At 35.9% G+C, this 23,588-nt stretch carries 25 protein-coding genes; 12 read left to right on the top strand and 13 right to left on the bottom strand.

Features of this window, described 5'->3' with window-relative positions:
- Positions 1-367: 367 nt before the first annotated feature.
- Entirely contained in the window at positions 368-1,258 is an 891-nt protein-coding gene (locus tag ACIQXF_RS21825) for a LysR family transcriptional regulator (RefSeq protein ID WP_402787602.1), read from the bottom strand.
- Between the two features lie 117 nt (positions 1,259-1,375).
- Between ACIQXF_RS21825 and ACIQXF_RS21820 the strand changes: the two genes are divergently transcribed.
- Together ACIQXF_RS21820 and ACIQXF_RS21815 are read left to right on the top strand one after the other, a co-directional pair.
- Positions 1,376-2,578, top strand: coding sequence for a YbfB/YjiJ family MFS transporter (locus tag ACIQXF_RS21820; RefSeq protein WP_402787600.1), 1,203 nt, complete (start codon positions 1,376-1,378; stop codon positions 2,576-2,578).
- 120 nt (positions 2,579-2,698) lie between these two features.
- The gene (locus ACIQXF_RS21815) at positions 2,699-3,217 is read left to right on the top strand and encodes a DUF6886 family protein (protein ID WP_402787598.1); all 519 of its coding nucleotides are present in this window, start codon (positions 2,699-2,701) and stop codon (positions 3,215-3,217) included.
- 113 nt (positions 3,218-3,330) lie between these two features.
- Here the strand turns inward: ACIQXF_RS21815 and ACIQXF_RS21810 are convergent, their stop codons facing one another.
- The 3 genes from ACIQXF_RS21810 to madL all read right to left on the bottom strand — a co-directional run bounded on the left by ACIQXF_RS21810 (position 3,331) and on the right by madL (position 5,126).
- Positions 3,331-3,816 (bottom strand): NUDIX hydrolase, encoded by a 486-nt coding sequence (locus tag ACIQXF_RS21810; protein ID WP_402787595.1) that lies wholly within the window; start codon positions 3,814-3,816, stop codon positions 3,331-3,333.
- A 154-nt stretch (positions 3,817-3,970) separates the two neighbouring features.
- Positions 3,971-4,732, bottom strand: coding sequence for a malonate transporter subunit MadM (gene madM, locus ACIQXF_RS21805; protein WP_402787592.1), 762 nt, complete (start codon positions 4,730-4,732; stop codon positions 3,971-3,973).
- Positions 4,725-5,126: a malonate transporter subunit MadL gene (gene madL, locus ACIQXF_RS21800; RefSeq protein WP_402787589.1), complete on the bottom strand. Its 402-nt coding sequence runs from the start codon at positions 5,124-5,126 to the stop codon at positions 4,725-4,727. Before madL ends, madM begins: the two co-directional genes overlap by 8 nt.
- 224 nt (positions 5,127-5,350) lie before the next feature.
- On the opposite strand from madL, the gene ACIQXF_RS21795 reads away from it, so the two are divergent.
- The 10 genes from ACIQXF_RS21795 (at position 5,351) to ACIQXF_RS21750 (ending at position 14,434) form a co-directional block, all read left to right on the top strand.
- Positions 5,351-6,001 (top strand): GntR family transcriptional regulator, encoded by a 651-nt coding sequence (locus tag ACIQXF_RS21795; RefSeq protein WP_402787586.1) that lies wholly within the window; start codon positions 5,351-5,353, stop codon positions 5,999-6,001.
- Between the two features lie 6 nt (positions 6,002-6,007).
- On the top strand, positions 6,008-6,931 hold the full coding sequence (locus ACIQXF_RS21790) for an ACP S-malonyltransferase (RefSeq protein ID WP_402787583.1): 924 nt from the start codon (positions 6,008-6,010) through the stop codon (positions 6,929-6,931).
- Between the two features lie 26 nt (positions 6,932-6,957).
- Complete coding sequence (gene mdcA / locus ACIQXF_RS21785; RefSeq protein ID WP_402787580.1) at positions 6,958-8,616, top strand: malonate decarboxylase subunit alpha; 1,659 nt, start codon at positions 6,958-6,960, stop codon at positions 8,614-8,616.
- A gap of 15 nt (positions 8,617-8,631) precedes the next feature.
- On the top strand, positions 8,632-9,480 hold the full coding sequence (locus tag ACIQXF_RS21780; protein ID WP_402787577.1) for a triphosphoribosyl-dephospho-CoA synthase: 849 nt from the start codon (positions 8,632-8,634) through the stop codon (positions 9,478-9,480).
- A 20-nt stretch (positions 9,481-9,500) separates the two neighbouring features.
- A complete protein-coding gene (locus ACIQXF_RS21775) occupies positions 9,501-9,797 on the top strand; it encodes a malonate decarboxylase subunit delta (RefSeq protein ID WP_402787575.1) in 297 nt (98 codons plus the stop codon).
- Positions 9,790-11,469, top strand: coding sequence for a biotin-independent malonate decarboxylase subunit beta (locus ACIQXF_RS21770; RefSeq protein ID WP_402787572.1), 1,680 nt, complete (start codon positions 9,790-9,792; stop codon positions 11,467-11,469). The genes ACIQXF_RS21775 and ACIQXF_RS21770 overlap by 8 nt, the downstream gene beginning before the upstream one ends.
- Positions 11,460-12,086, top strand: coding sequence for a malonate decarboxylase holo-ACP synthase (locus tag ACIQXF_RS21765; protein WP_402787569.1), 627 nt, complete (start codon positions 11,460-11,462; stop codon positions 12,084-12,086). Before ACIQXF_RS21770 ends, ACIQXF_RS21765 begins: the two co-directional genes overlap by 10 nt.
- An 86-nt stretch (positions 12,087-12,172) precedes the next feature.
- Positions 12,173-12,643 (top strand): 2-thiouracil desulfurase family protein, encoded by a 471-nt coding sequence (locus ACIQXF_RS21760; protein WP_402787566.1) that lies wholly within the window; start codon positions 12,173-12,175, stop codon positions 12,641-12,643.
- 121 nt (positions 12,644-12,764) lie between these two features.
- Positions 12,765-13,331, top strand: coding sequence for a sigma-70 family RNA polymerase sigma factor (locus ACIQXF_RS21755; protein ID WP_402787563.1), 567 nt, complete (start codon positions 12,765-12,767; stop codon positions 13,329-13,331).
- A complete protein-coding gene (locus ACIQXF_RS21750; protein ID WP_402787560.1) occupies positions 13,328-14,434 on the top strand; it encodes a DUF4179 domain-containing protein in 1,107 nt (368 codons plus the stop codon). The genes ACIQXF_RS21755 and ACIQXF_RS21750 overlap by 4 nt, the downstream gene beginning before the upstream one ends.
- Positions 14,435-14,488: 54 nt before the next feature.
- On the opposite strand, the gene ACIQXF_RS21745 is transcribed toward ACIQXF_RS21750, so the two are convergent.
- The 9 genes from ACIQXF_RS21745 to ACIQXF_RS21705 form a co-directional block, all read right to left on the bottom strand.
- Positions 14,489-16,870: an ABC transporter permease gene (locus ACIQXF_RS21745; protein ID WP_402787557.1), complete on the bottom strand. Its 2,382-nt coding sequence runs from the start codon at positions 16,868-16,870 to the stop codon at positions 14,489-14,491.
- Between the two features lie 3 nt (positions 16,871-16,873).
- Complete coding sequence (locus ACIQXF_RS21740; protein ID WP_402787554.1) at positions 16,874-17,632, bottom strand: ABC transporter ATP-binding protein; 759 nt, start codon at positions 17,630-17,632, stop codon at positions 16,874-16,876.
- A gap of 546 nt (positions 17,633-18,178) precedes the next feature.
- A complete protein-coding gene (locus ACIQXF_RS21735; RefSeq protein WP_036225701.1) occupies positions 18,179-18,637 on the bottom strand; it encodes a VOC family protein in 459 nt (152 codons plus the stop codon).
- Positions 18,638-18,809: 172 nt separating this feature from the next.
- A complete protein-coding gene (locus ACIQXF_RS21730; protein WP_402787549.1) occupies positions 18,810-19,166 on the bottom strand; it encodes a VOC family protein in 357 nt (118 codons plus the stop codon).
- Positions 19,135-19,632, bottom strand: a complete 498-nt coding sequence (locus ACIQXF_RS21725) for a helix-hairpin-helix domain-containing protein (RefSeq protein ID WP_402787546.1) — start codon at positions 19,630-19,632, stop codon at positions 19,135-19,137. The genes ACIQXF_RS21730 and ACIQXF_RS21725 overlap by 32 nt, the downstream gene beginning before the upstream one ends.
- Before the next feature lie 379 nt (positions 19,633-20,011).
- Positions 20,012-20,497 carry a DinB family protein gene (locus ACIQXF_RS21720; protein ID WP_402787543.1) on the bottom strand — a complete coding sequence of 162 codons (486 nt, stop codon included), beginning with the start codon at positions 20,495-20,497 and terminating at the stop codon, positions 20,012-20,014.
- 92 nt (positions 20,498-20,589) lie between these two features.
- Complete coding sequence (locus ACIQXF_RS21715) at positions 20,590-22,032, bottom strand: sensor histidine kinase (protein WP_402787540.1); 1,443 nt, start codon at positions 22,030-22,032, stop codon at positions 20,590-20,592.
- 9 nt (positions 22,033-22,041) lie between these two features.
- A complete protein-coding gene (locus tag ACIQXF_RS21710; protein WP_402787537.1) occupies positions 22,042-22,752 on the bottom strand; it encodes a response regulator transcription factor in 711 nt (236 codons plus the stop codon).
- A gap of 89 nt (positions 22,753-22,841) precedes the next feature.
- A complete protein-coding gene (locus ACIQXF_RS21705; RefSeq protein ID WP_402787534.1) occupies positions 22,842-23,483 on the bottom strand; it encodes an ABC transporter permease in 642 nt (213 codons plus the stop codon).
- Positions 23,484-23,588: the final 105 nt, after the last annotated feature.

Here is a 23,588-nt window from a genome sequence, read left to right as displayed (position 1 = left end):
ACAATTACGATACGTGAGTTTTCGCTTTTATTCTACCTTTAAATGTAAAATTTTTGAATTATTATTAGGTCAACCCCAAGTTACGGTGATGAACCTTTTTTACCCAAATTTTCCATTTTTAGTTAATGGAACGGCCAATTCCTTCATCGATAACCCTAAGATTATACCAAAGTCATGTAAGGCGATTATTTTTCTTAAAACGTTACTTTACCTAGCCATGCTCCCAATACTTTCACAACGGTGAGATTGATTTTATGAGTAATTTTTTTGTAGCTAATTCACCTACGCCCATAGTCTTTTTTGTGAATAAAAAACTACACATGAATTTAGGGAAATTTTATTTAGTTTAAATTTTTCGAAAGGATATTTACGAAATGGAGTTATTGATGATGTCAATAAAAGTATTATAAGTCGAAAAGGTATTTTGTTCATTTTTTCGTGTGCAAAGATAGATTGGACGCTGAATATCAATGTCCTTAATGAAAACACGGGCTACTTGCTGTCTTTGAATAAAACTTGAAGCTACTATAGAAGGGGCTAGCATCGTACCATAACCAGCCGCAATGGCATGAATAGATTCATTTATACCGTCCAGTTGTAGGCCTACCCTCGGTGGTGGGATTTTATGAACCTTACATAATGCATTTAACAATTCTTTTGTCGAGCTCCCATCTTCCCGTGAAACAAATGGTTCCTGCATTAATTCAGCCAATGTAACCGTTTGATTGGCAAGGGGATGTCCGTAAGGTACGATAAACCAATAATCCAGATTCATGAGAAATTGATAATTTATATCTGGATGATGACCGTCCTCCTTTACGATAAAAGCTAAATCAACTTTATAGTGAAGTAATTCTTCAATAACCTGCTGGGAGTTAGCAGGTTTTATATGGATATTAGAGTTCGGATAGGCTTGTTTATATTTAGCTAACCATTTCGGTAATAAAAAATGAGATGGAACATGGGTAGAGGCAATTTGTAATTCTTCATTACCTATGCTTTTTAATTGCTCCAGTTTCTTTTCAATATCCAATTCTAAATCAAATAACCGCTGTGCCTGTTTAAATAAAAATTCTCCATTTTGTGTTAAGGTAATTCCTCGACCTTTAGATTCTAAAAGGATCAAGCCTAGTTCTTTTTCTAGATTTCTAATTTGAATGGTAACTGCAGGTTGGCTAATCATTAGAGCTTGCGCTGCCTTGGAAACACTTTTGTACTCAGCTACTTTTGTGAAAAGTCTAAGAGCGTGTAAATTCACTATGTATCCCACCTAATATAAAAATTTTTTATCCTTTTATATAAATTATATATTAGATTTATTAATTTTCACTCTGTATTCTTTTAATTACAATAAAGATTATGGGGAGGGGACGAAATGAATCGACAGCACATCGGAATTTTATTTGGTGGAGTGTTATTACTTGTAGTGGCAATGGGCATTAGCCGATTTGCCTTTACGCCAATTTTGCCATTTATGCGTCATGATGTCGGGTTTTCGTTTGAAGTTGCTGGATTTTTGGCATCAAGTAATTATATTGGCTATTTCATTGGAGCATTATGGGCAGGGTTCATACAGCGCAACAGAAAAAACTTTCTATTGTTAAGTGTTGTCCTGAATGTCCTTTCTGTTGTTCTTATGGGGATCATAGAAATTTATAGTGTTTGGCTTGCGCTTCGTCTAATTGCAGGCATCACTGGGGGACTTATATTTGTCTTAACATCGAGTATTATTATGGATTACTTAGCAAAGCAATCACTTACACGATGGTCAGGTTATTTATTTAGTGGTATTGGTTTAGGAATTGCCATTTCGGGCTTATTAGTACCTGCTATTGAAGCACGTTTTGCTTGGCAAGGGACCTGGATAGGCTTAGGGATATTATCAGCTATCTTTTTAGTAATAGCATATATTCTTTGGAGGGGCTTGCAAGTACAGGATAATGTGAAAACCGCAAAATCCTCTGATTCAAAAATGACAAAAGGGTTTATGCCATGGCTTATTCTTTCATATGGCTTTGAGGGATTAGGATATATTATTACAGGAACTTTTTTAGTTGATATTATTCATAATATTCCTTCACTCCAAGCTTATTCTTCCTATAGCTGGGTCATTGTTGGAATCGCAGCAATACCGTCTGCTCCTGTTTGGACTGTGCTATTAGAGAAATTCTCAGCCATTAAGATTCTGTTTGTAGCATACATATTACAAGTGTTTGGTATCTTGTTACCAGTATTTTCACAAACAGTATGGAGCGTTTTATTATCGTCATTTTTATTTGGCTTGACATTTGTAGGCATTGTTACCTTAACTACTTCCTACGCACGACAACTGTTTCCAACACAAAGCGGGCAGGTCGTGTCATTGTTAACAACGTTTTATGCATTTGGACAAATAATCGGACCAATTATCGCAGGTCAGCTTGTGGCGGTTTATAGTAGCTATAAGGCAGCTCTTATTTTTGCAGGAGTGATTGTATTTTTTGCATTGATAATCATGTTATGTGGAAGATGGATCACTGTTAAGCGACAATCCACTTTAGACAATGCATTGCCTATCGAAACACAGTCTAGTTCTTAAATGTAGGAAAGCCAGAAATCGATAAGGGATTTCTGGCTTGAATTTTTCAATTCTAAGTCCTATCTTACTTTTCACAAGGATTTAGTGTTATTCTTAACTAAAGTAACAGGAGGCAAGCATATGCGATTATTCCATGTCAGTGAGGAAAGCGATATCTCTGTATTCTACCCTCGAATTCCTAATCGACCAGATTTAGATGCAACAACAGGGCTAGTATGGGCAATTACCGAAACATGCTTGCCGAATTTTTTAACACCTAGAAACTGTCCTCGAGTTTGCTATCATGTTGGTGTCGATACAACCGAACAGGATAAACGAGGCTATATAGCATCATGTTCACATGTTGTGGTAATTGAAAGCAAGTGGTTTGAAACAATGAAAAATACGAAACTTTACTTATATGAGTTTGCCATCGAAGAATTCACGCTACAAGATGATATTGCTGGATACTATACAAGTAAAACAACACAATTTCCTATTGCTAAAATTGAAGTAGAAAATTTATTTCAGGAATTGTTTAATAGAAATACCGAATTACGTGTAGTTGATAATTTATGGGATATTTATGATGAAATCCAGAAAACATCATTGCGTTGGTCGATGTGTAGAATGCAATTTGCACAACCAAGAAAAATATGAAACTTAATCAATGGGGTTTTATTCTTCCCCCATCTAGCTTCTTTGTTTTCCCAATAATACGGGATAAATGATGAAGCCTCGCCACAATCAACGAGGCTTTCCTATATATTGAACTAGACAATAAATGTTTGAGCTAATGGGGTAGTAGTCACGTCAATCAATTTGCTATCTTGATATGTAAATATGTATTCATAGTTGATTGTTTCATTTAGCATTATCGGTAAGTAATATTTTAGTTCTGCTATTCCTACATTTTGTGGGTGGAAAATCCAGGATAGATCTTTCCAATCAAGAATACCTTCTGCGACTTTAATAGGTGTCACATATGGAAAAGACTCTGGCAATTCAGCAATAAAAGCGTACATACAGCCAAAGTTGGTTATTCCATCAGTCCATGTTATTTTTCCTTTGTATGTAATATCCTGTAGGGCAATGCCGGTTTCTTCCTTAATTTCTCGTAATGCACCAGCTAATGGGGTTTCATGCTGCTCAATTTTCCCCCCTACACCATTCCAAGCCCCCATCCACTCTGGATAATCTCTATTTAGTAATAATATTTTGTCACCTTTTTTAAGAAAGCAAATTGTAAATTCAACCAAGTCTTTTTCCTCCTTTTGAATGTTAAAGTGAAAAATTAAAGCATTTGAACTAGACGGATTCAAGCTGTACGTAAAAGCTGTAGATAAAAAAATAGTAGCACAAACCAGATAATAGTTGTGCTACTAATAAATTATTTTTGCTTTATAGTTATTGCTAAAAAATCATATCCGTTAATAAATAGAGCAGGGTAGGAGCAAGTAAGCAACCTAATCCTGTATAAAAAGTTGCAGTAACCGCCCCATAAGGTACTAGTTTAGGATCTGTAGCTGCCAATCCTCCTGCTACACCTGAAGTAGTTCCCATTAGACCGCCATATACCATAGCAGTGACAGGGTTATTCAAGCCGATATACTTTGCAACAAAAGGCGTACCCACCATCACAAGTACTGATTTTACCAAACCAGCAGCAATGCTAATAGCTATTACTTCAGAGCTTGCACCTAAAGCTGCTCCTGTAACGGGACCTACGATATACGTAACTGTACCGGCCCCAATTGTTGCAATACTTACCGCATCCTTATAACCAAAACCAACTGCAAAAATAACACCGATTATAAAAGATAATACTACACCAATAAACAAAGAGAGGACGCCACGAAGTCCTGCTTTTTTTATCTCATCGAAATTTGCCCCAAAAGAGGTAGCAACAATAGCAAAATCACGAAGCATGCTACCACCTAAAAAGCCAATACCCGCAAGGAAGCTAACATCAGAAAGGCCTTTCGTTCCACCAGTTGTAACCCCACCAATATAAGCTAAAATTAAGCCAAGCACAATTGCGATTGCGGAGCCGTGAATAAGCCCCTTTGTTAATTTATTGGAAATTAAGTAAGCTATCCACATTGTGATTCCAATAATAACGAATGCCGTTATAAAGCCATTATTCGCTAGAATATTTTTGATGATTTCAAGCATCCACTTCATCTCCCACCATTGGATTATTAACTTCTACCATTGGCTCTTGCTTTCCACTGAGTAGTGGAACACAAATCCAACTAATAATGACAACAGCAATGCCAGCAACAATGGCTAACGGTCCTCCTGTTAATGCACCTAGTACATTTTGACTCGCTGCCATAGCGATTACGACTGGAATATACATAGCGTTCCAAAAGCTTAAACCATCTTGAGCAGGTTTACTAATTTTTCCTACCTTCACTAACTTATCGACCACAATGATTAGAAGTAGCATTGCCACTCCAACACCACCAACATTAGAGTCTATCCCCATTAGAGCTCCAATGAATTCCCCGACAATTGTTCCAACTAAATAACACCCCGCTAAAATAGCAACTCCATAGATTACCATTTTCCCTACACCCCTTTGTAAAATATTTGTGACCTAATATAAAAATATTTGGTCGACTGTATTCTGAAAATATCATAATTTATCGAAAACAATAAATCAACTAGAAAAATAGTGAAAAGTAGAATATATATGTTTTTTCGATTGAAATTGTTATCTCTGTGTAGTATTGTTTTAGTATACAGTCGACAGAATGACTATATTTTTCACATAAGGGAAGTGGTTTTATGGAGTACTTTACAGACTTATTGGATAATGCCTTGTCTAGAACCGTGGCACAAAAAATTATGGAACAAATTTTAAATGGCGAATTGAAACCAGGTGATCAAATCGTAGAAAGTACGTATGCTGAAATGTTTAATACTAGTCGATCTCCTATTCGTGAAGCAATTTACTTACTTTCAACAGAGGGGCTTATTGAAAGAGTTCCTCGTAAAGGTGCATTTATCAAAGGCTACACGCTTATAGAGGTACAGGATTTACTAGATGTAAGAAATAACTTAGAAATACTAGCAGCGCAAAGAATTAAAGAGCCAAGTAAAAAGAAAACGTTGCTTAATGAAATGAAAAAGATCGTTAAAGATATGGAAAAGTGTTCGAATCAAATGGAATATACGCATTTAAACTATGCCTTTCACTTTACACTCATTAAATTTAGTGAAAGTACAGTCATAGAAGGTGTCTATAGCAAAATAAGTTTACCGTTATTACGTATACAAGGGATCCATTTCTCTATCAATGACACGATTGAGAAATCTCGAGAAGAGCACCGTAAAATTTATGAGCTTTTAAAGGACAACCAATTAGATGAATTGATTTCTATTTTAAGAAAACATACAGAAGATGTTATTTTCAATGTTCGTAGACAAATTCTGTAAGGAGTGATGATTTTGCGGAGTGCAATTTTATTTCCAGGACAAGGCTCACAGTTTGAGGGAATGCTAGATTCCCTTCCAAATGAGCCTTGCGTGAAATATATGCTAGAACAAAGTAGTGATATTTTACAGCAAACGATATCTGCATTACACAGCAAAGAAGCGCTCTCGACAACGAAGGCAGTTCAACAATGTTTATTAATTGCGTCTGTAGCAACTTATAAAATATTTGAAAAGGAAGAACTAATTCCTTCCTTTGTGGCCGGGCATTCGGTCGGTGCTTTTGGAGCTGCAACAGCTGCAGGCGTATTAACATTTGAAGAAGCATTAAGGCTAGTGACACTGCGAGGAGAATTAATGGAGCAAACTTGTAGTGAAGGATTTGGAATGGGTGTTGTTCTTGGAATGAATGAGCACGACCTTATAGAGATTTCAGAAAAGTTTTTTCATGAGCATGAACCTGTTTATGTGTCCAATCGAAATGCACCTTATCAAATCACAATTTCTGGTTCGCTAAAGGGCTTAGAAAAGGTAATTCGCTACGCGAGTGCACATGGGGCTAAGTCTGCTAAATTATTGAACGTCTCGACTCCTTCACACTGTCCGCTTTTTCAAAATGTAAGCAATCATTTGCTTGATGCACTCAATAAAGTTGACTTAAAAAGACCGAAAATTCCGATTGCTAGCAATTTAAATGCACGTTTGTTAAAAACGGCAGAGGCTATTAAACAGGATTTAGCAACAAGCATTTGTCATCCTGTCCGTTGGCACGATGCGACAAGTGTTTTATATGAAAACGGGACTAGGTTATTTATTGAAATGCCACCTGGTGACGTCTTAACCAAATTAGCTACAAGTGCATTTCAGAATGCTAGGTCTATGTCCGTCAGTAAAAACGGAATCGAGGATTGTTTATTTCTATTACAAAATTAACGAAGAAAAGTACAAGGGGTGTATGAATGGTGTTATTTCATGAAAGTACGACAAGGAAATCTTGGACAACAAGATTGGATGCAAAAAAAGAAAAGTTAACTAGTGTAAAAGATTTAGTAGATGGCGTAGTGATACCAACCAATCATATTGTTGATGCGCTAGAACGTCTCATAAAGCCTGGCGATCGTGTTGTATTAGAGGGAAATAACCAAAAACAAGCATCTTTTTTATCACAAGCATTAGCGCAAGTAAGCCCTTCAAAGGTACATGATTTACACATGATTATGTCGAGTATTTCTCGACCAGAGCATCTTGATTTATTTGAAGATGGAATTGCGAAAAAAATAGATTTTTCCTTTGCTGGACCACAAAGCTTAAGAATTGCCCAAATGATTGAGGACGGAATAATTGAATTAGGAGACCTTCATACATATGTGGAATTGTATGGTCGTTTATTTATTGATTTAATTCCTTCCGTTGCATTAGTAGCTGCTGACAAAGCAGATCGGTTTGGAAACCTTTATACGGGACCCAATACTGAGGAAACGCCAACTTTAGTAGAAGCGGCTGCCTACCGAGATGGAATTGTCATTGTCCAAGTCAATGAATTGGTAGATGAGTTACCTCGTGTTGATATCCCAGGCTCATGGATAGACTTTATCGTTGTTGCAGATCAGGCTTATGAATTAGAGCCTTTATTTACACGGGATCCAAGACATATTACAGATATTCAAATTTTACAAGCAATGATGGTGATTCGTGGAATCTATGAGAAGCATGGCGTTCAATCATTAAATCATGGAATTGGCTTTAATACAGCAGCTATAGAGCTACTATTACCAACATATGGCGAGCAATTAGGGTTAAAGGGGAAAATATGCAAAAATTGGGTGTTGAATCCGCATCCTACATTAATTCCTGCCATTGAGTCAGGTTGGGTTGAAAGTGTTCATTGCTTTGGCGGAGAACTAGGAATGGAAAAATACGTTGAAGCTAGACGAGATGTCTTTTTCACAGGAAAAGATGGTAGTCTTCGTTCCAATCGAACATTAGCACAATTAGCCGGTCAGTATGCAGTTGATTTGTTTATAGGGTCAACGCTGCAAATGGATGCTTTAGGGAACTCTTCTACAGTGACAAAAGGACGTGTTGCTGGATATGGTGGCGCACCGAATATGGGGCATGATCCAGGAGGAAGACGTCATTCTACAGAGGCTTGGAAAAATATGATGATATCTGATGATCCTCTTGCAAGAGGGAAAAAGCTAGTCGTACAAGTTGCAGAAACATTCCAAGATGCCAATACACCAGTATTCGTTGAATCATTAGATGCGATCTCTGTGAAGGATCAAGCCAAATTAGCAGTAGCCCCTGTCATGATTTACGGAGAGGATGTCACACATGTAGTGACAGAGGAAGGGATTGCCTACTTGTATAAAACAGATAGCTCTGCGGAAAAACGTGAAATGATTGCTGCCATTGCAGGTGTTACACCAATTGGGATGGAGCATAATCCAAAATCATCGAAAAAATTAAGAGAAAAGGGATTAATTGCATTACCTGAGGATTTAGGTATTAGAAGGGCAGATGCGAAACGTTCTTTATTAGCCGCAAAAAATATAGATGAACTTGTGCAATGGTCCGGAGGCTTATATACACCGCCAGCAAAATTCAGAAGCTGGTAATTCACGGGGGTGCCTATGGTGGATAAACAATATTTAGCCGAGACATTAGCACAAATGGCTGTTTCATCTTTAATTGAAGAGGTATCATTGACCCCAAAACCTGGATTAGTCGATGAAAAGGATCAAGGTGCACATCAAGATTTAACATTAGAAATGATGGTTGGCTCTGCACAATGTTTACAAAATACGTTTTATGAGATGGCCATGGCTGCAATCAATGAAGGCCCCTCTCAAACGTTACGTGAACAAATTGGAGAAATAGGGCGTAGAGGCGAAAAAGTGATGTTTCAATATACAGGTGGTGTAAATACCCATAAAGGTGCTATTTGGTCATTGGGACTACTTACTGCGGCAGCGGCATTTCACGGTGGTATGGCTAATGAGGAAACCATTTGTTTTACAGCGGGAAAGGTTGCTCGCTATGAGGATCGCTATATACCAAGAACTATCACGAATGGCATAAAGGTTATCCATAAATTTGGTGTTAATGGTGCTAGGGTGGAGGCTCAATTGGCATTCCCCCATATCCGACAATATAGTTTACCTATGTTGAAGGCCACCGTTCAAAAAATGGATTATGAACAAGCAAAGCAATTTTCTTTGTTGTCACTTATAGCACATTTAGATGATACATGTCTGCTTCACCGAGGGGGATTAGAAGGTCTAAACTATGCTAAACATCAGGCAAAACAAATAATCGCTTCTGCTAACTTACAGGAGCTCGAAAAGATGAATCAAAGCTTTATAGCCCGCAATTTATCACCAGGTGGTAGTGCGGATTTATTAGCAGCAACAATCTATCTATTCAAGATAAAAAAATGGTCCAATAGTTTATTGAAGGAGAAATTACTAGCAACACATTGACATAAAAAGGGGTGTTTTTTATGGAAAAATTAATTTATTCATTCCCAGCATCTAAAGTGGTGGAACAACGAGCACATGTTGGAGTTGTAGGCTCAGGGGATTTAGAAATTTTAGTAGAACCAACGAATACTCAAGAAACAGTAGTTGAAATCAGAACAGGTATTACAGGATTTGGCGAAACATGGCGTCAAGTAATTGAACGTTTCGTCAGTCAAAATGATGTCTCAGCACATATTACAATCAATGATTTTGGAGCAACTCCTGGTGTCGTATCCATCCGATTAGCACAAGCACTGGAGGTGGGCAAAAATGCTTAAGACACTAACGACTAGTTTAGTAGAGAGCTATGCGCGTGAGCGTGCTTTTTCGATTCTAGATGCAGGGTACGAAATTTTAGGACCTTTTGATCGTTTTGAATCACCTCATTTAACTGCACAAAATATTGTACCCCAATATGATGATGGCATGATTATTGTCAAAGGGACGCTAGGTGAAAAACAAGCTGTTGTTATTTCAATCGAGGGTAGCTTTCAGGGCGGCGGTATTGGTGAAGTATCTGGTGCAAAGCTAGCTGGAACATTAGAGAAACTTGTATCCGAATGTAAAAAAGGACAACTCATTTATCCGATTATTATTTATGATACAGGAGGTGTACGTTTACAAGAGGCAAACTACGGCCTATTATCCATCGCCGAGATTAGTGCTGCGATTGTAGAGCTCCGCGAATATGTTCCAGTAATTGGAATTGTACCAGGGAAAATTGGATCTTTTGGAGGAATGTCATTAACAGCTGGTTTATGTAGCGCGCTTATTATGACACGAGAGGGTCGTTTAGGCATGAACGGACCTGAGGTTGTTGAACAAGAGGCGGGTATTAGAGAGCTTGATGCAAAGAACAAACAGCTCATTTGGCAAATGATTGGCGGCGCAATTCGAACTGAAACAGGTCTAGCAGATATAATTGTCGAGGACGATGTGTCAAATTTCCAGCAGGCAATTAAAGACATTTGGAGCGGGAAAGTGGAATGCAAACATCGTGTCAAAAAATATAATGAGTTTTTAGCATTATATAAATCGCTAAATATAGAAGAAAAAATTCTACCTAACCGAGCTACTGATATTTTAAAGACGCTAGGCAACGTAACTGATCAGTCATTACCTCAGCCGACAACAACTGTTGCTAGTCGTGGTCGAAGTTGGTTTAATGCTTTAACGAACAATGCCGCGTCTATAAGTGAAATTCCTTCTGTGCTCGTTGCAGATGGTGAAGTGCAAGGCAAAAAGGCTCGTTTTATTACAGTTGTCCCAAATCCAGATAATCCATACTATCGCGCACGAAACGGTGAAGTTGGTTTACTTGAAGGATGGGCACTTGCGAAGTATATTCATGAAGCCATTAAAGAGGATCAAGCAGAAGAGAACAAGAGATTGATTGTGCCAATTGTTGATGTTCCAAGCCAGGCTTTTGGCTATCATGAGGAACTTTTTGGTATTTATCTAGCGTGTTCAGCAGCAGTGAATGCATATGCTAGCGCGAGAATAGCTGGTCATCCAATCGTAGCAGTGTTAGTCGGTAATGCTATTTCTGGAGCGTTTTTAGCTCATGGGATGCAGGCAAATCGCTTAATAGCTCTCAATGACGAGGGTGTGAATGTGCATGTAATGTCCAAAAAATCTGCTGCGCTTATTACACAACGAACAATTGAAGAGCTTGATGAATTCTCAAAAGATGTTCCTTCGATGGCGTATGATATTCAGTCCTTTTACAAGCTTGGTGCAGTATATCAACTTATTGATGGTATTAATGCCATAAAACCTAATAAGGAAGATGTTAAACAGGTGCTGAAGTCGATTCAAGATGCCCATGAGGATATTATAGCTAAAGGTAGTACGAGCCTAGCAAATCGTCTTCATTCTGATATCGCCAAATCATCTGGACGTCAAGCGTCTATAAAAGTACGTGAAAAGATTGATGAGCAATGGAAATAAATGTTCACGATATCGTGAAGTTCTCATCTGTAAATCAACTTTATGATCAGACAACGATTCCAGCGTGGGTGGCGCACTCCCCAGCAGCTACTTCCTATGGAGTTGTACGCAGAGCCCCAATTACTAAGCAATTAGTGCCAATTGGACTGCGAGGAAATGCTCGACATGAAAGACATGGGACAGCAATTGATAAGCAATATATCTTAGAGATTATTACGCCCTATTCATTAATAGAGCAATTAGCTCATTTTAAGAACAATCGCTTTTATTCGTTATTAAATGATATTCGCCATAAATTCGATCCATATACAATAAAATGGGGAGCTACTGGAAGCGTGGGCTTCGAGCTAGCTACAGGTATTCAGGTAACCTCTATAACGAGTGATTTAGATTTACTTATTTGTTTGGAGGTTATCGATGAGGTTTTGCTACATGAAATCAGTAATTTGTTAGCAGATTCAAGGATAACAATTGATCCCCAAATTGAGATTCCAGGAGTCGGTGCTTTTTTATTGAAAGATTACTTGATGAATAAAGAGAGTGGCTTTATTTTAAGAACATTTTATGGGCCGCAGCTCTGTAAAATTAAAGAGGGGAGTATTCAATTATTCCTATAAGATAAGTCCGTTTGGCAGTGTGAAGCTGTTGACGGACTTTTTTAGTGAGCTATAGTAATATTTATAAGAGAAAATGAGGTGAACAAATGATATTAATAAGTGCTTGCTTAGCAGGATTAAAGGTACGCTATAACGGTACAGATAGTTTAGATAAAAGAATACAACAGCTTGTACTAGAAAATAAGGCTGTAACTGTGTGCCCTGAATTGATGGGTGGCTTTACTACTCCTCGTGAGCCCGCTGAAATAGTTGGCGGTGATGGAAAAGATGTTCTTGATGGAAAAGATGTTCTTGATGGAAAAGCGATTGTAGTAGAAAGGTCTGGCCGTGATGTAACGGGGCTGTATCTAAAGGGTGCCTATGAAACTTTACATAAAGCACTTGAACTTGGAGCGACTAAGGTTATCTTAAAAGAGTATAGTCCATCTTGTGGCAGTGCAATGATTTATAATGGTAATTTCAATCATACAAAAGCAAGCGGTGTAGGTGTCACAACCGCTTTGCTAAGAAGAAATAATATAGAGGTTATTTCAGAAGAAGATTTTTTTACAGAATAAAAAAAGTTGAATTCCTTGCGTATAAAGGAATTCATTTTTTTTTTTTTTGAGAGAAAATGCTTGATATGTTCGTTGTATAGGATGTAGAGGCCTATACAAGAAGTTGAGAGGAATTGGTGCCATGAAATCGAATGAGAAGAATTTTATCAAGAGATTAAAACGACAGAAAGAGGATGCCCTTGAATATGTCGTGGATCAGTACTTATCGCTTGTGAAAGGTGTTATTTATAAGGTGCTTGCACCATTGCAGCAGGATTATATTGTTGAAGAATGTATCAATGATATCTTTTTAAGTATTTGGGACAACATTGAGCAATTTAAGGGAGACAATGATGATTTTCGAAAGTGGCTTTGTGTCATTGCTAAGTTTAAAGCTTTCGATTATTACCGACGAGCAGTAAAGAATAGAGAAGTATCCTCTGAGCACCCAGACTTACTAATCGACCCTTCAGTTGAGGAAGTGGTCATTCAGCTTGAAAATCAAGAAGAATTAGTAAAATTAATTAACACACTCGATGCTATAGATCGAAAAATATTTATCATGAAATTTTTCATTGGTATGAACACAAAGGATATTGCAATGCAAGTTGGTTTGACAGGTGCAGCTGTTGATAATCGCATATATCGAGGCAAGAAGAAATTACAGCAGCAAGCAATTGAATTAAAGCTTGGGGGTAATCTGACATGAAGGGAATTTATAAATTTTTCAATGACGTGCAGTTAGATAAGAAGGAATTTATCGAACTTGATGTTAGTGATTTTGAAAAAGCGCAGGTAAAAAAACGATTGAAACAAAGCTTAAAGAAAAAGAAAAAAAGAGTGAAACGATGGCGGCAAATAGCAGTGGCAATGCTTTTTATAGGATTGTCAGGGGCAATAATAGGATATACTTTTCCAGCCCATGCAGGAAGTATTCCCATTGTGAGGAACATCTTTCAATTTATAGATGAAAATAGATCTTTTCTTTATGAAAATTATAAAGAATTTTCAACAGCTATAGATTTATCTGAGGTGAGCAAGGGTGTGGAGATTACCATTAATGATGCCCTTTACGATGGTGAAACAATTTTTATAACCTATTCTCTCAAGAGTAAAAAGAAATTAGGTGAACAACTAAGAATTCACGATACTTCTTCATCTTTAAAGGATGCAGATGGCATGGCATGGGGCTCGGAAATAAAAAGAGTAGACGATTACAACTATGTTGGTTTGTTAACAGTTGGGAATTTCGGAACAAATGTTGGGGATACAGCATACTTAGTATGGGATATTGATAAAATATTGATGGAAAAATCAAATACAATTATTAATGGTCACTGGCGTTTTGCTTTTTCTGTAGAGGCAACCTCAAAGTATACGCAAATAGTGAATAAATCTTCGTCTCTTGATGGTATCAACGTGACAATTAGACAAATCACCCATACACCGATGTCCACCATTGTATATGTAAGGCAACAATTAGATCAACATATTTTAGATTATTGGGATAATATCGACCTAGACTTTAAAATGACAGATGATATGGGGAATAACTACGATGGTTTGAATCATGGGGGTCGCGGTTATCCAAATGATATTCGTACAGGTAAGACGTTTGGAAAAGTTGACGAAAGGGCAGCTACACTGAAGATTATGCCATATGTCCGGCTCATGAAGTCATCTGTAAATGATGATGAACCAATAGAGGAAAAGAATGCTTTTGGCGAAACTGTTGTGAGAAATAGCACTGTAGAGGTAGAGGACTTTAAAGAAATAAATCTTGAACCGATCGTTATTGAATTGAAAGAATAGTAAGATATGAAAAGATGAACTGCCCTCGCTCCTTTTTAGAGTAAGGGCAGTTTTTTAGTCAACAAGCAAAATTCGTGGTGAGGTTTTGGCGATTATTTTCGTTGATATCCAGCAACCAAGACAGGCTGCCACAACACTTAAGAGAGATAATCCAATGGTTATTGGCCAATTTATCGCAAGGGGTAACTCCAGTAAGCCATATTCTAAAATAATACTTTGTAAAGCTACTGGTATTACTTTTACACCGATAAAAATCCCGAATATAGTCCCTAGTACTGAAAGAAACAGAATTCCTGATGTAACCGACCATCTAATAGTATTAGAGGTCATACCAATAGATTTAAAAATTCCGTAAGTTCCGCTTTCTTTTCTTACGTTTATTCTAGAAACACTAAAAATAATGATGAATGTTACAGCGATGAATAAAATTCCGATAACAGATAATGGGAGTATAAAAATAGCGACCACTTCTTTAAAGACATCATCTAATAATGTTTGTTGTGTGTCAGCTTTGACAGAGCTTTTAAAGTTTTTATTAAAATCATCAACGATTTGAGCTGATAATGTCTCATCTACCAAATTGATCATACTTTGTTTTGAAGCAGAATAGGTAGCGTTATAAACTTTGATAACATCAGCGGTAATTCTCGCTGAATAAGACATATTTGCTATCGATTGATAAATACCAGTAACTATCAAATGATGCTGCTTGCCTTCGATATAGACTTCCACAATATCCCCTAAATTTTTGTGTAAAGCCTTCGCGACATTAATGCCAATGGCGATTTCATTTTTATTTACAGGATTACGGCCAGAAATTGTCTCGTATCCAGCATCATCAAAACTACCTTCAATAGAATTGACATTAATATTTAACGGTTGATTGGGTTCATTAGGGAGTACCCCTGTAAATTGATCTAGCCAAGCGTGATTTTTAATGCGTTCATCGGAGCGTAAAAATTGTTCAAACTGTTGTTTTGAAAAAGTTGCATCATTATTAACCGTTACTACAACATGTGATGAATCGTAGCCCCATGCTGGTGTGTTTTGTTTGATGGAAATAAAGCTATTCAAAATGACTGCACTAAACACTAAAATAGCAGAAGTAATGGCTGTAAGAACAATAATAAGAATGGAACTTTTCATATTTTTGGTAACGTTTTTAATGCCAATTTGAAGTTGAATCGGCAAATTAACTACATTAGAAAGACGATTAGAATTGTTTAAACGCCGATTAACTTTATTGTTTGCAAATTCTGACATACCGTATTTAATTGCCTGTACGGGTTCAACGTGGCGTGTTTTGTTTGAGTAAATGAACGCGGTAAGGATAATAATGACAAGGATTATGACAGCAAGTAGCATGGTGATTCTAAAATCTTGAATAATCGTTAAATGTTTTCCGGACTTTAAATAAGATAAAGAGCTTTCTATGATCACTCTGGAAAGGATTGTACTGGCAATAAGGCCAGGAATAATCGAAACCACAGATAATAAAGCAAATTGTAAAACATAGGTCGCACTAATTTTTCGAGAAGTAAGTCCGAGAGATTTAATGACACCAATCGTTTTATAGTTCGTTAAAATGGCATCTGAAATACTAAAGCCAATAATAAACAATGAAATGAATAACATTGCTATACCAAAAGCGATCATGATAAAGCCGATAATTTTATTAATAATTAAATAAAACGAATAGAGATCCACGTATTCCATTTTTGATTCAAGGTAGGGGCAGTTTAAAAATTTTTCGAATTCTATCCAATAGTTTGCACTTTGCTGATAATCATCAAAGCGAAGAGCCATCATATATTGTTCAGACCCTATCATCGTATCAAATTGTTTATGATAGTCGGAGTCGTTCATCCAAATACGAGCATTCGTTGTAAAGGGTCCACCAAATGGCAAATCTACAACTATACCAGAAACACTTAATGTAAAAGCTTTTTCGCCGGTGTTAAATTCAATAGTATCTCCAAGTGAAATATTCGAAGTAGAAGCCATCGATGTGGGAATCCAAATCGTTCCCTCAGTAGGATAGTCCTGATTTTTACCCTCTGAAAATAGTAATCGATCAATAGCAAAGGGCGTTTTTGGTGTGTTCATCATGAATAAGTAGAGATTTGACGTTTTTACACCATCTGTGAAGCCAGATAAATTTCTATAAGGAATGAGATTCGAGGCAGTTACTCCTTGTTGCTCTTGCCACCAATTGTTGACAGTGACTGGATTATGAATATCCTTGCCCATCGTTAAAATTTGATGAGCACCATTTGAATCATGATGGGTTTTTTCAAAAATGTTGCTTGTATTCATAATAATGGTTACAGAGGTAGCTAATAAAAGGGTAGATAGCATAATTAGGATTGCTAATAGTACATTTTGGACTTTTCTTTTTTTGATATTTGCAAAACAAAGTGTAAGTATGGCGTGCATTTTTTACTCCTTTCCCGCGACGTAAGAAAAGATAATATGTTCACGCTCTTGTATGCTAGCATCATCGTATTGATCGAAGTTTAAAATACCTCCAATTTTTCCATCCTGAATGATAATAAGCCGATTAGCACGACAGGCTGCTTTTATATCGTGCGTAATCATTACGACAGACTGACCCTTTTTGTTTAAATTCGTTAAAATATCTAAGACAGCTACACCTTGATCGTAATTTAAACTACCTGTTGGTTCATCTGCAAACAGAATCTCTGGGTCATTGACTAATGCTCTAGCAATAGCAGCTCTTTGTTGCTGTCCACCAGATGTTTGCGAGGGTAAACGATTTCGTTGCTCTTCAAGTCCCATTTTATTTAATAACATCTCCGCTTTTTTGATCACCTCTTTTTTAGGATATTTTGCAATGTATCCTGGGATGGTGATGTTTTCTAGCAATGTCATATCCGGAATGAGATTACTACTTTGATAGACATAACCAATTTTTTTAGAGCGAAATGTAGCTAACTGCTGTTCAGTAAATGTATCTAGCCTTTCTCCATGAAAATAAACTTCACCGGCCGTAATGGAATCAAGACCACTTAAAAGATAAAGCAGTGTTGATTTACCCGAACCGGAGTTTCCCATAATGACCGTAAAATCTCCTTTATATATTTCAATATTAATATTTTTTACTGCATGAAATTGTTCACTCCCTGTGGAAAATGTCTTACATAGATTTTGAGCGCGAATAAGTACCTCTTTTGCCACGAGAATACCTCCTTCAATTGAATTTATCTATTAGTGTAAGGGGGAATTATTATAAGGTCCTTATTAAATTATTAATAAATTATTACAAGTGTGTTGATTATCCGTTTTTATCCATTAGGAGGCACTGATATCCGCTACGGGCTACAAAACCGCAAAACAACTTAGATTTGGACATTGATTTCAGGAAACTAAAACCCGACCGTAACCTTGATATTCTTCATAGAATGTTTATGAAACTATCAAAAAAGAACTTGTCCAAAGACTGATTCTTACTGATACAGCTCATTTTGAATCATTTAAGTAGTAAAAAGAGACAACGATTGCTGTCTCTTCCTCGACTAAAGCCCTCGTTACTTCAATAAATACATACTTTATTCAATAAAGGTAATAATACAATTAATTGAATACCGTAAAGAGGTAATATACAGGAAAATGAAAAGGATATTGTTTTTACACTCTCCCTTGTTCTAATTACATCTTTTCAAACAATAACCGTTTCATCATCTGAACAATTAAACATTAACGGTACTGATAAGTAAGCGTTGTTTATTTCATGTGTTTCTTTTTCCAATCTACCAACGTCATCATTTTTTCGTTATCAGGAAGTTCCATATCTAATGGTGTTATTAGTTCTAACGAATTGCCATCAGGATCGTAAAAATATACAGCTGCATGATGTGGATTATTTTTAAATACTAACGGTTGCATCTCTGGGGAGAAACCAAAAGAAGAGCGTATTTCGATATTTACAGACTCTAGCCACTCCTTCACTTTCTCAATTTCACTCTTGTCTACTTTAAATGCTAAATGACGAATTGATGGGTGATATGGAAGGTTTACAGTCTCACTTTCCCAAAGACCTAACCAACTTTCCCCCTTTACAATCCAAAAGAAAGCCAGCTTTTCTTGTTCGCTTGCTAGTTCTAAACCAAGCTTTTGATAAAATTTAATCGATTCCTGTAAATTACTCACAGGTAAATGCGCTTCATATAATCCTCTAATCATATCAAAACTCCTTCGATAGTTATATTTTAAATAGTAAAATAAGTAAGAGAATATTAACATACAACTTTTGATTGAATAAATTATTATATAGTAGTTCCAATAAAAGACGGTTATTCAAACTGAAAAACGCGATCTTCATATTGAAGAATCGCGCCCGATTGTTGAATATTAATTAGCTTTTAGATTCTTGAACAAACCCTAATTCGTTACCATCTAAATCACTAATGGTGAATTTGTTTGTCCCATAAGGTGTAGATACTAATTCTTCGATTACATTAACATTGTCTTTTAATTTAACCCATAATGAATCAACATCTGTTACATTAAAATTAAAGCGCCCGTGTGACGGATAATTAAGATCTTCCATTATAGCGAATGTAGCTCCGTAATCTAATTCAAAATGGGCATAGTTAGGTTTGTCAGGTGGCCATGTAGCAGATACTTTAAACCCTAATTTAATCGTATACCAATCAATTGCTGCATTCAAATTTTTAACATTAACTCTGACATGTGCTAGTTTTGTTTTCATTTTTTTCTCCTTCATACCAAGCTGTTTTAGGTCTCGTCTCTGGATAACCTACTTTTTCTCGATAATTCTTTCTCTCATTTGTGAAATCAAACCATTGCAAACTACTATTTGAATCATTCGCATAGTTAATAACACAATGAATTTGATCCTCTACACAGCTATCTGTCCATACATTTAAACGCTGCTCTAATTCATCAAATAAATCGGCACCATTTTTATCTTTTATTTCGTTTAATGAATAAATGTTTAATTTGTATACCAGTTTTTCAGCTAATTTATAACCAATAGATGGTACATTTTGAAATTCGGCTAAACCTTTTATAATCCTTGCTTTTTCAACTGAAATATCCATCATTTGAACTAACTTGTCGATGCTAAAAGTATGTACTTTACTAATTTTCACTTTAGATTTTCTAAGTTTTGTTTTTTCATTCTGCGTTAGTGGCAACGTTGGGTTAGAACTCAAATACTCCCTCCTATAAAAATGTATTTATTTAGTAATTCTCCATCTTCTTTTGAAAGTCCTTCCTCAACAATATGGCCCGATTGTGGAATAAGAAAATATCCTGCATATCAACACAGGATATTTAAATCTTTTTTTTAACTACATATAAGTTCCTTTTAAATTACTGCAACATTAAATTGATTTAATTGTTGTAGTAAATAGGGTCATTTGTGGTAAAAAAGAGGATAGATAGAGCGAATTTTATTTAAGCTCTTCTATCCTTTTAATTTCTATACATATAATGTGTGACATTAAATAAGAATTCACTATTTATAATAGTTTCAGCTTAAAAAACTTGACTTTTAATAATAAAGATGATGTCCAAAGCTCTTTCATAAAATTATAATGTTTTCACTTGCTCAATTTTTAATCCGAAAATTTGAGGCGGTTCAATGTTGTTCATTTGTAAATATGTAGAGATTTGTCCACGATGATGGATTTCATGTTCGGGAATTGACATAAGTATTCTCCAAGCACTAACTTCATGGCCATGAAGGGTTGGAACCTTTTTTGACAATACATCGTTGCCCATTTTCAATAGACCCTCTGTTAATGTAACCTGACATGACTCTAAATAATTTGAAATATCGTCAAGAGAAGCCCCCTTACTAATATCATGTCCTGCGTAAGTCCACGAGCCATGTTCAAATATACCAAGAAACATTAAACGAGACGATGCGATATGTCGCAATAAATCGCCTGTAGAAAATTTATCTTCTGAAGGTTTCCAATCTAAAAGTTCATCAGGCATTGCCTTCATATATTGCATCGTTCGTTTATGAACACCATCTAAATATTTTACATATTCCTCTATGTCATGAATCATGTCTTCACTCTCCAATTCTTTTTGACTTTCATTACTTATATTCTTAACTTTTTGAAATTATCCTTTAATTTAAGGTGTTTTGGAGCAAATATTTAAATAATAGGAAGGGTCAATGTAAATGTTGTTCCTACATTTTGCTTGCTTTTAAATGAAATAGAACCATTATGTGCTTCCATAATATGCTTACAAATAGATAATCCGAGTCCTGCTCCTTCATTTTTTACAGCAGTCTCACCTGTAGCTTGAATACCTCTGAAATAGCGTTCAAAAATAAAGGGCATGTCCTGAGGCAATATTCCATTACCATTATCTATTACGTTAATGCATAATAATTGGTTTTCGATATTGATGGAAACTGTTATTGAATCCCCTTTAGTAGTATGCTTAAGTGCATTGGTAATAAGGTTTGAAATTACCTGCTCTAGTCGATGCTTATCTACTTGAATAAGTACATTAGGGATATACTCTGGCTCTATAAAATGAATGCCAGTCGTTTGGACGTAATGACGAATGGGATGCAAAATATTTGTAAAAACATTTTTGCTATATTGCTCTGTTAAGTTAACCGGGATATGTCCAAGTTCCTTCAACGTGTGAATAAATAAATCATCAATTAACCTGGACATTTTTTCAGTATTTGTCTGCATAGTTTGAATATACGACATAAGCGAATCCATGTCAGGACAAATTCCCTCAGAAATAGCATCTAAATAAGCTTTTATTGTTGTTAGAGGTGTCCTTACTTCATGGGAAATACTAGATATAAGCTTTTTTTGGTTTTGTTCTTGTTCATCTCGTTGAATAGTAAGATTTTTTATTTCCAGGCGCATTTGATCAAATACTGCACACAATTCACCGATTTCATCTGCCCGTGAATATACGGTTTTCTGTTCATAATTACCTTTGATAATTTCTTCGGAATTTTTTTTCAAATGATTTAAAGGAAGTAAAATCTCTTTTTTAGACTTCTGTACAATGTACAAGGCAAGTACTATCATTAAAAAACATAAAAAGCCACTTGTGAGTAAAATTATAAAATTGCTAGGATTAGTTTTTTTAACGGGTAAGAGCTCATCTTTGTCAATGGTGAAAATGGCGTTACCTAGTTGTTCATTTGTCCGGTTAATTATAGGAAAGGCGATTTTAATGATCCCTGGTTGTTGTTGAGACGTAAATAAATCATAATGTAAATCCTCTTGTAAGCTGATAAACTGTGAAATATCTCCTTCGATTGAATTAACAATAACTTTCCCATCTAATTGAACAACAGTAATATCTATTCCTTCGCTATTGCTCATTTCTTTTAGGGAATTGCGTAAATTTAAATTATGTTCGAAACTTGTAAAATGATCTTCTATGTACAATAATTGTTCATTTACTTTTAAACGAATTTGATTGATCACATATTCATTTTGTGGTTCCTCATTATTGCGATGAAAATTTGTGAAAAATAATGTGAGGATACAAATAAACAACAGTAAAACACAGATTAGTGTCGACCATAACCATTTCTTCATCCAATTTTTTACGTACATTGTGCTCTCCTACGAATGGTTTTGAGTACTAAATTTATAGCCAACGCCCCAAACAGTTTGAATATAAACAGGACAAGACGGATCAATTTCAACTTTTTCACGCAGACGTCTAATATAAACCGTTATCGTATTTTCATCACCGTATGTGTCATAGCCCCAAATAGCATCAAGTAACTGATTTTTGGAGAAAACCTGATTACGATTTTTCATTAGAAAAAATAGGAGATCAAATTCCTTAGCTGATAGGGGAACGTGCTTTTTATTACGTGAAAAAGTATATTCATTTTTATTGATTTCCATATGATCGATTTGAATAATATCCATCTGGCTCACATTGTCCTGTAGCCATCTATCCTGTTTCCGCAAATGTGCATTTATCCTTGCCACAAGCTCACTTAAAGAAAATGGCTTTGTCATATAATCATCTGCACCGAATCCCAAGCCAAGAACTTTATCGGTGTCACTGTTACGGGCACTTAAAATTAGTATAGCAACATTACTATTTTCACGAATTTGGCGACATAATTCGATACCATCGCAATCCGGGAGAGAAAGGTCAAGTATGATGAAGTCAGGAAAGGTTTCTTTCATATAATGGATTGCCTCATGACCAGTTGTAACGATATGAGGATCGAAATGGTTGACGCTTAAGTAGTCCTTCAGGATATTGGCAATAGCACTTTCATCTTCTATAATGAGCACCTTAGCTTTTTTAACCATAAGAATTCTCCTTCTTAAGAAATTTACCTCCTTTTTCGATTTGATAGGAGGAAGAACAACATGATGACGAAGCTTGCATAGACGAAAATTCAAGCAAATCGCCAATAAAAAATGCTCGGTATTGACGTTATTGAATCTTCTGAACTCATCATTTCCAATGAAAGACGGACAGGTGGAAGCAGCCAAATTAGTCCCTTGATCTGCAGAATTGTCTCTTTTAAAGTAGCGATGACGACAGATACAATTAAAATGGCAAGTACACCCCACCAAGTATTTTGCTTGTTTTTAACGAGTTCTCTCGTAAAAATAGCTGAAAGTGCGATAGCTAGTACAGCTAAACTAAAATGAGAGAGAAATCCTAGTAATTGATGTATAAATCTTGGTTTTTCTCCAAAGGCGCCAATTAGAGTAGGGTAGATCACTGATACACAGCTTAAGAATAAACCAATGAGTACACAAATTATAAAAATTCCTAAATTATATTGTGTGCGACTTTTGGCATGAAGTGTTGTTATTACTTTTTGTCCTTCGTCTTCGGCGTGAAATAGTGTGATTGTAAACCATCCCATTAGAAAAAAGAGAAGGATAGCTGTAAACGAATAGCTATTTAATATTGGATTCGGAATAAAGGTATAGTTGACAACAAGACATAGTACGAAAATTGAAAAAGGTGGAACATATTTATAGGTCCTTAAATAATTGATAAATTGATAGCGCAATAAACTTGTCATGTTGGCGTCTATTCCTCCCTCTATAAATGTTGATATATCAACGGTTTGACCCGTTTTTAAGAGTGATAAAAAATTTTTTTATCACAGTTTTTACATAGTCTTTTC

Origin of the sequence: Lysinibacillus sp. NPDC097231 (assembly GCF_044761885.1) — a bacterium.
Lineage (GTDB): Bacteria > Bacillota > Bacilli > Bacillales_A > Planococcaceae > Lysinibacillus.
Note: the sequence above shows the minus strand (reverse complement) of the source record. Positions and strands in the feature narration are given on the sequence as shown.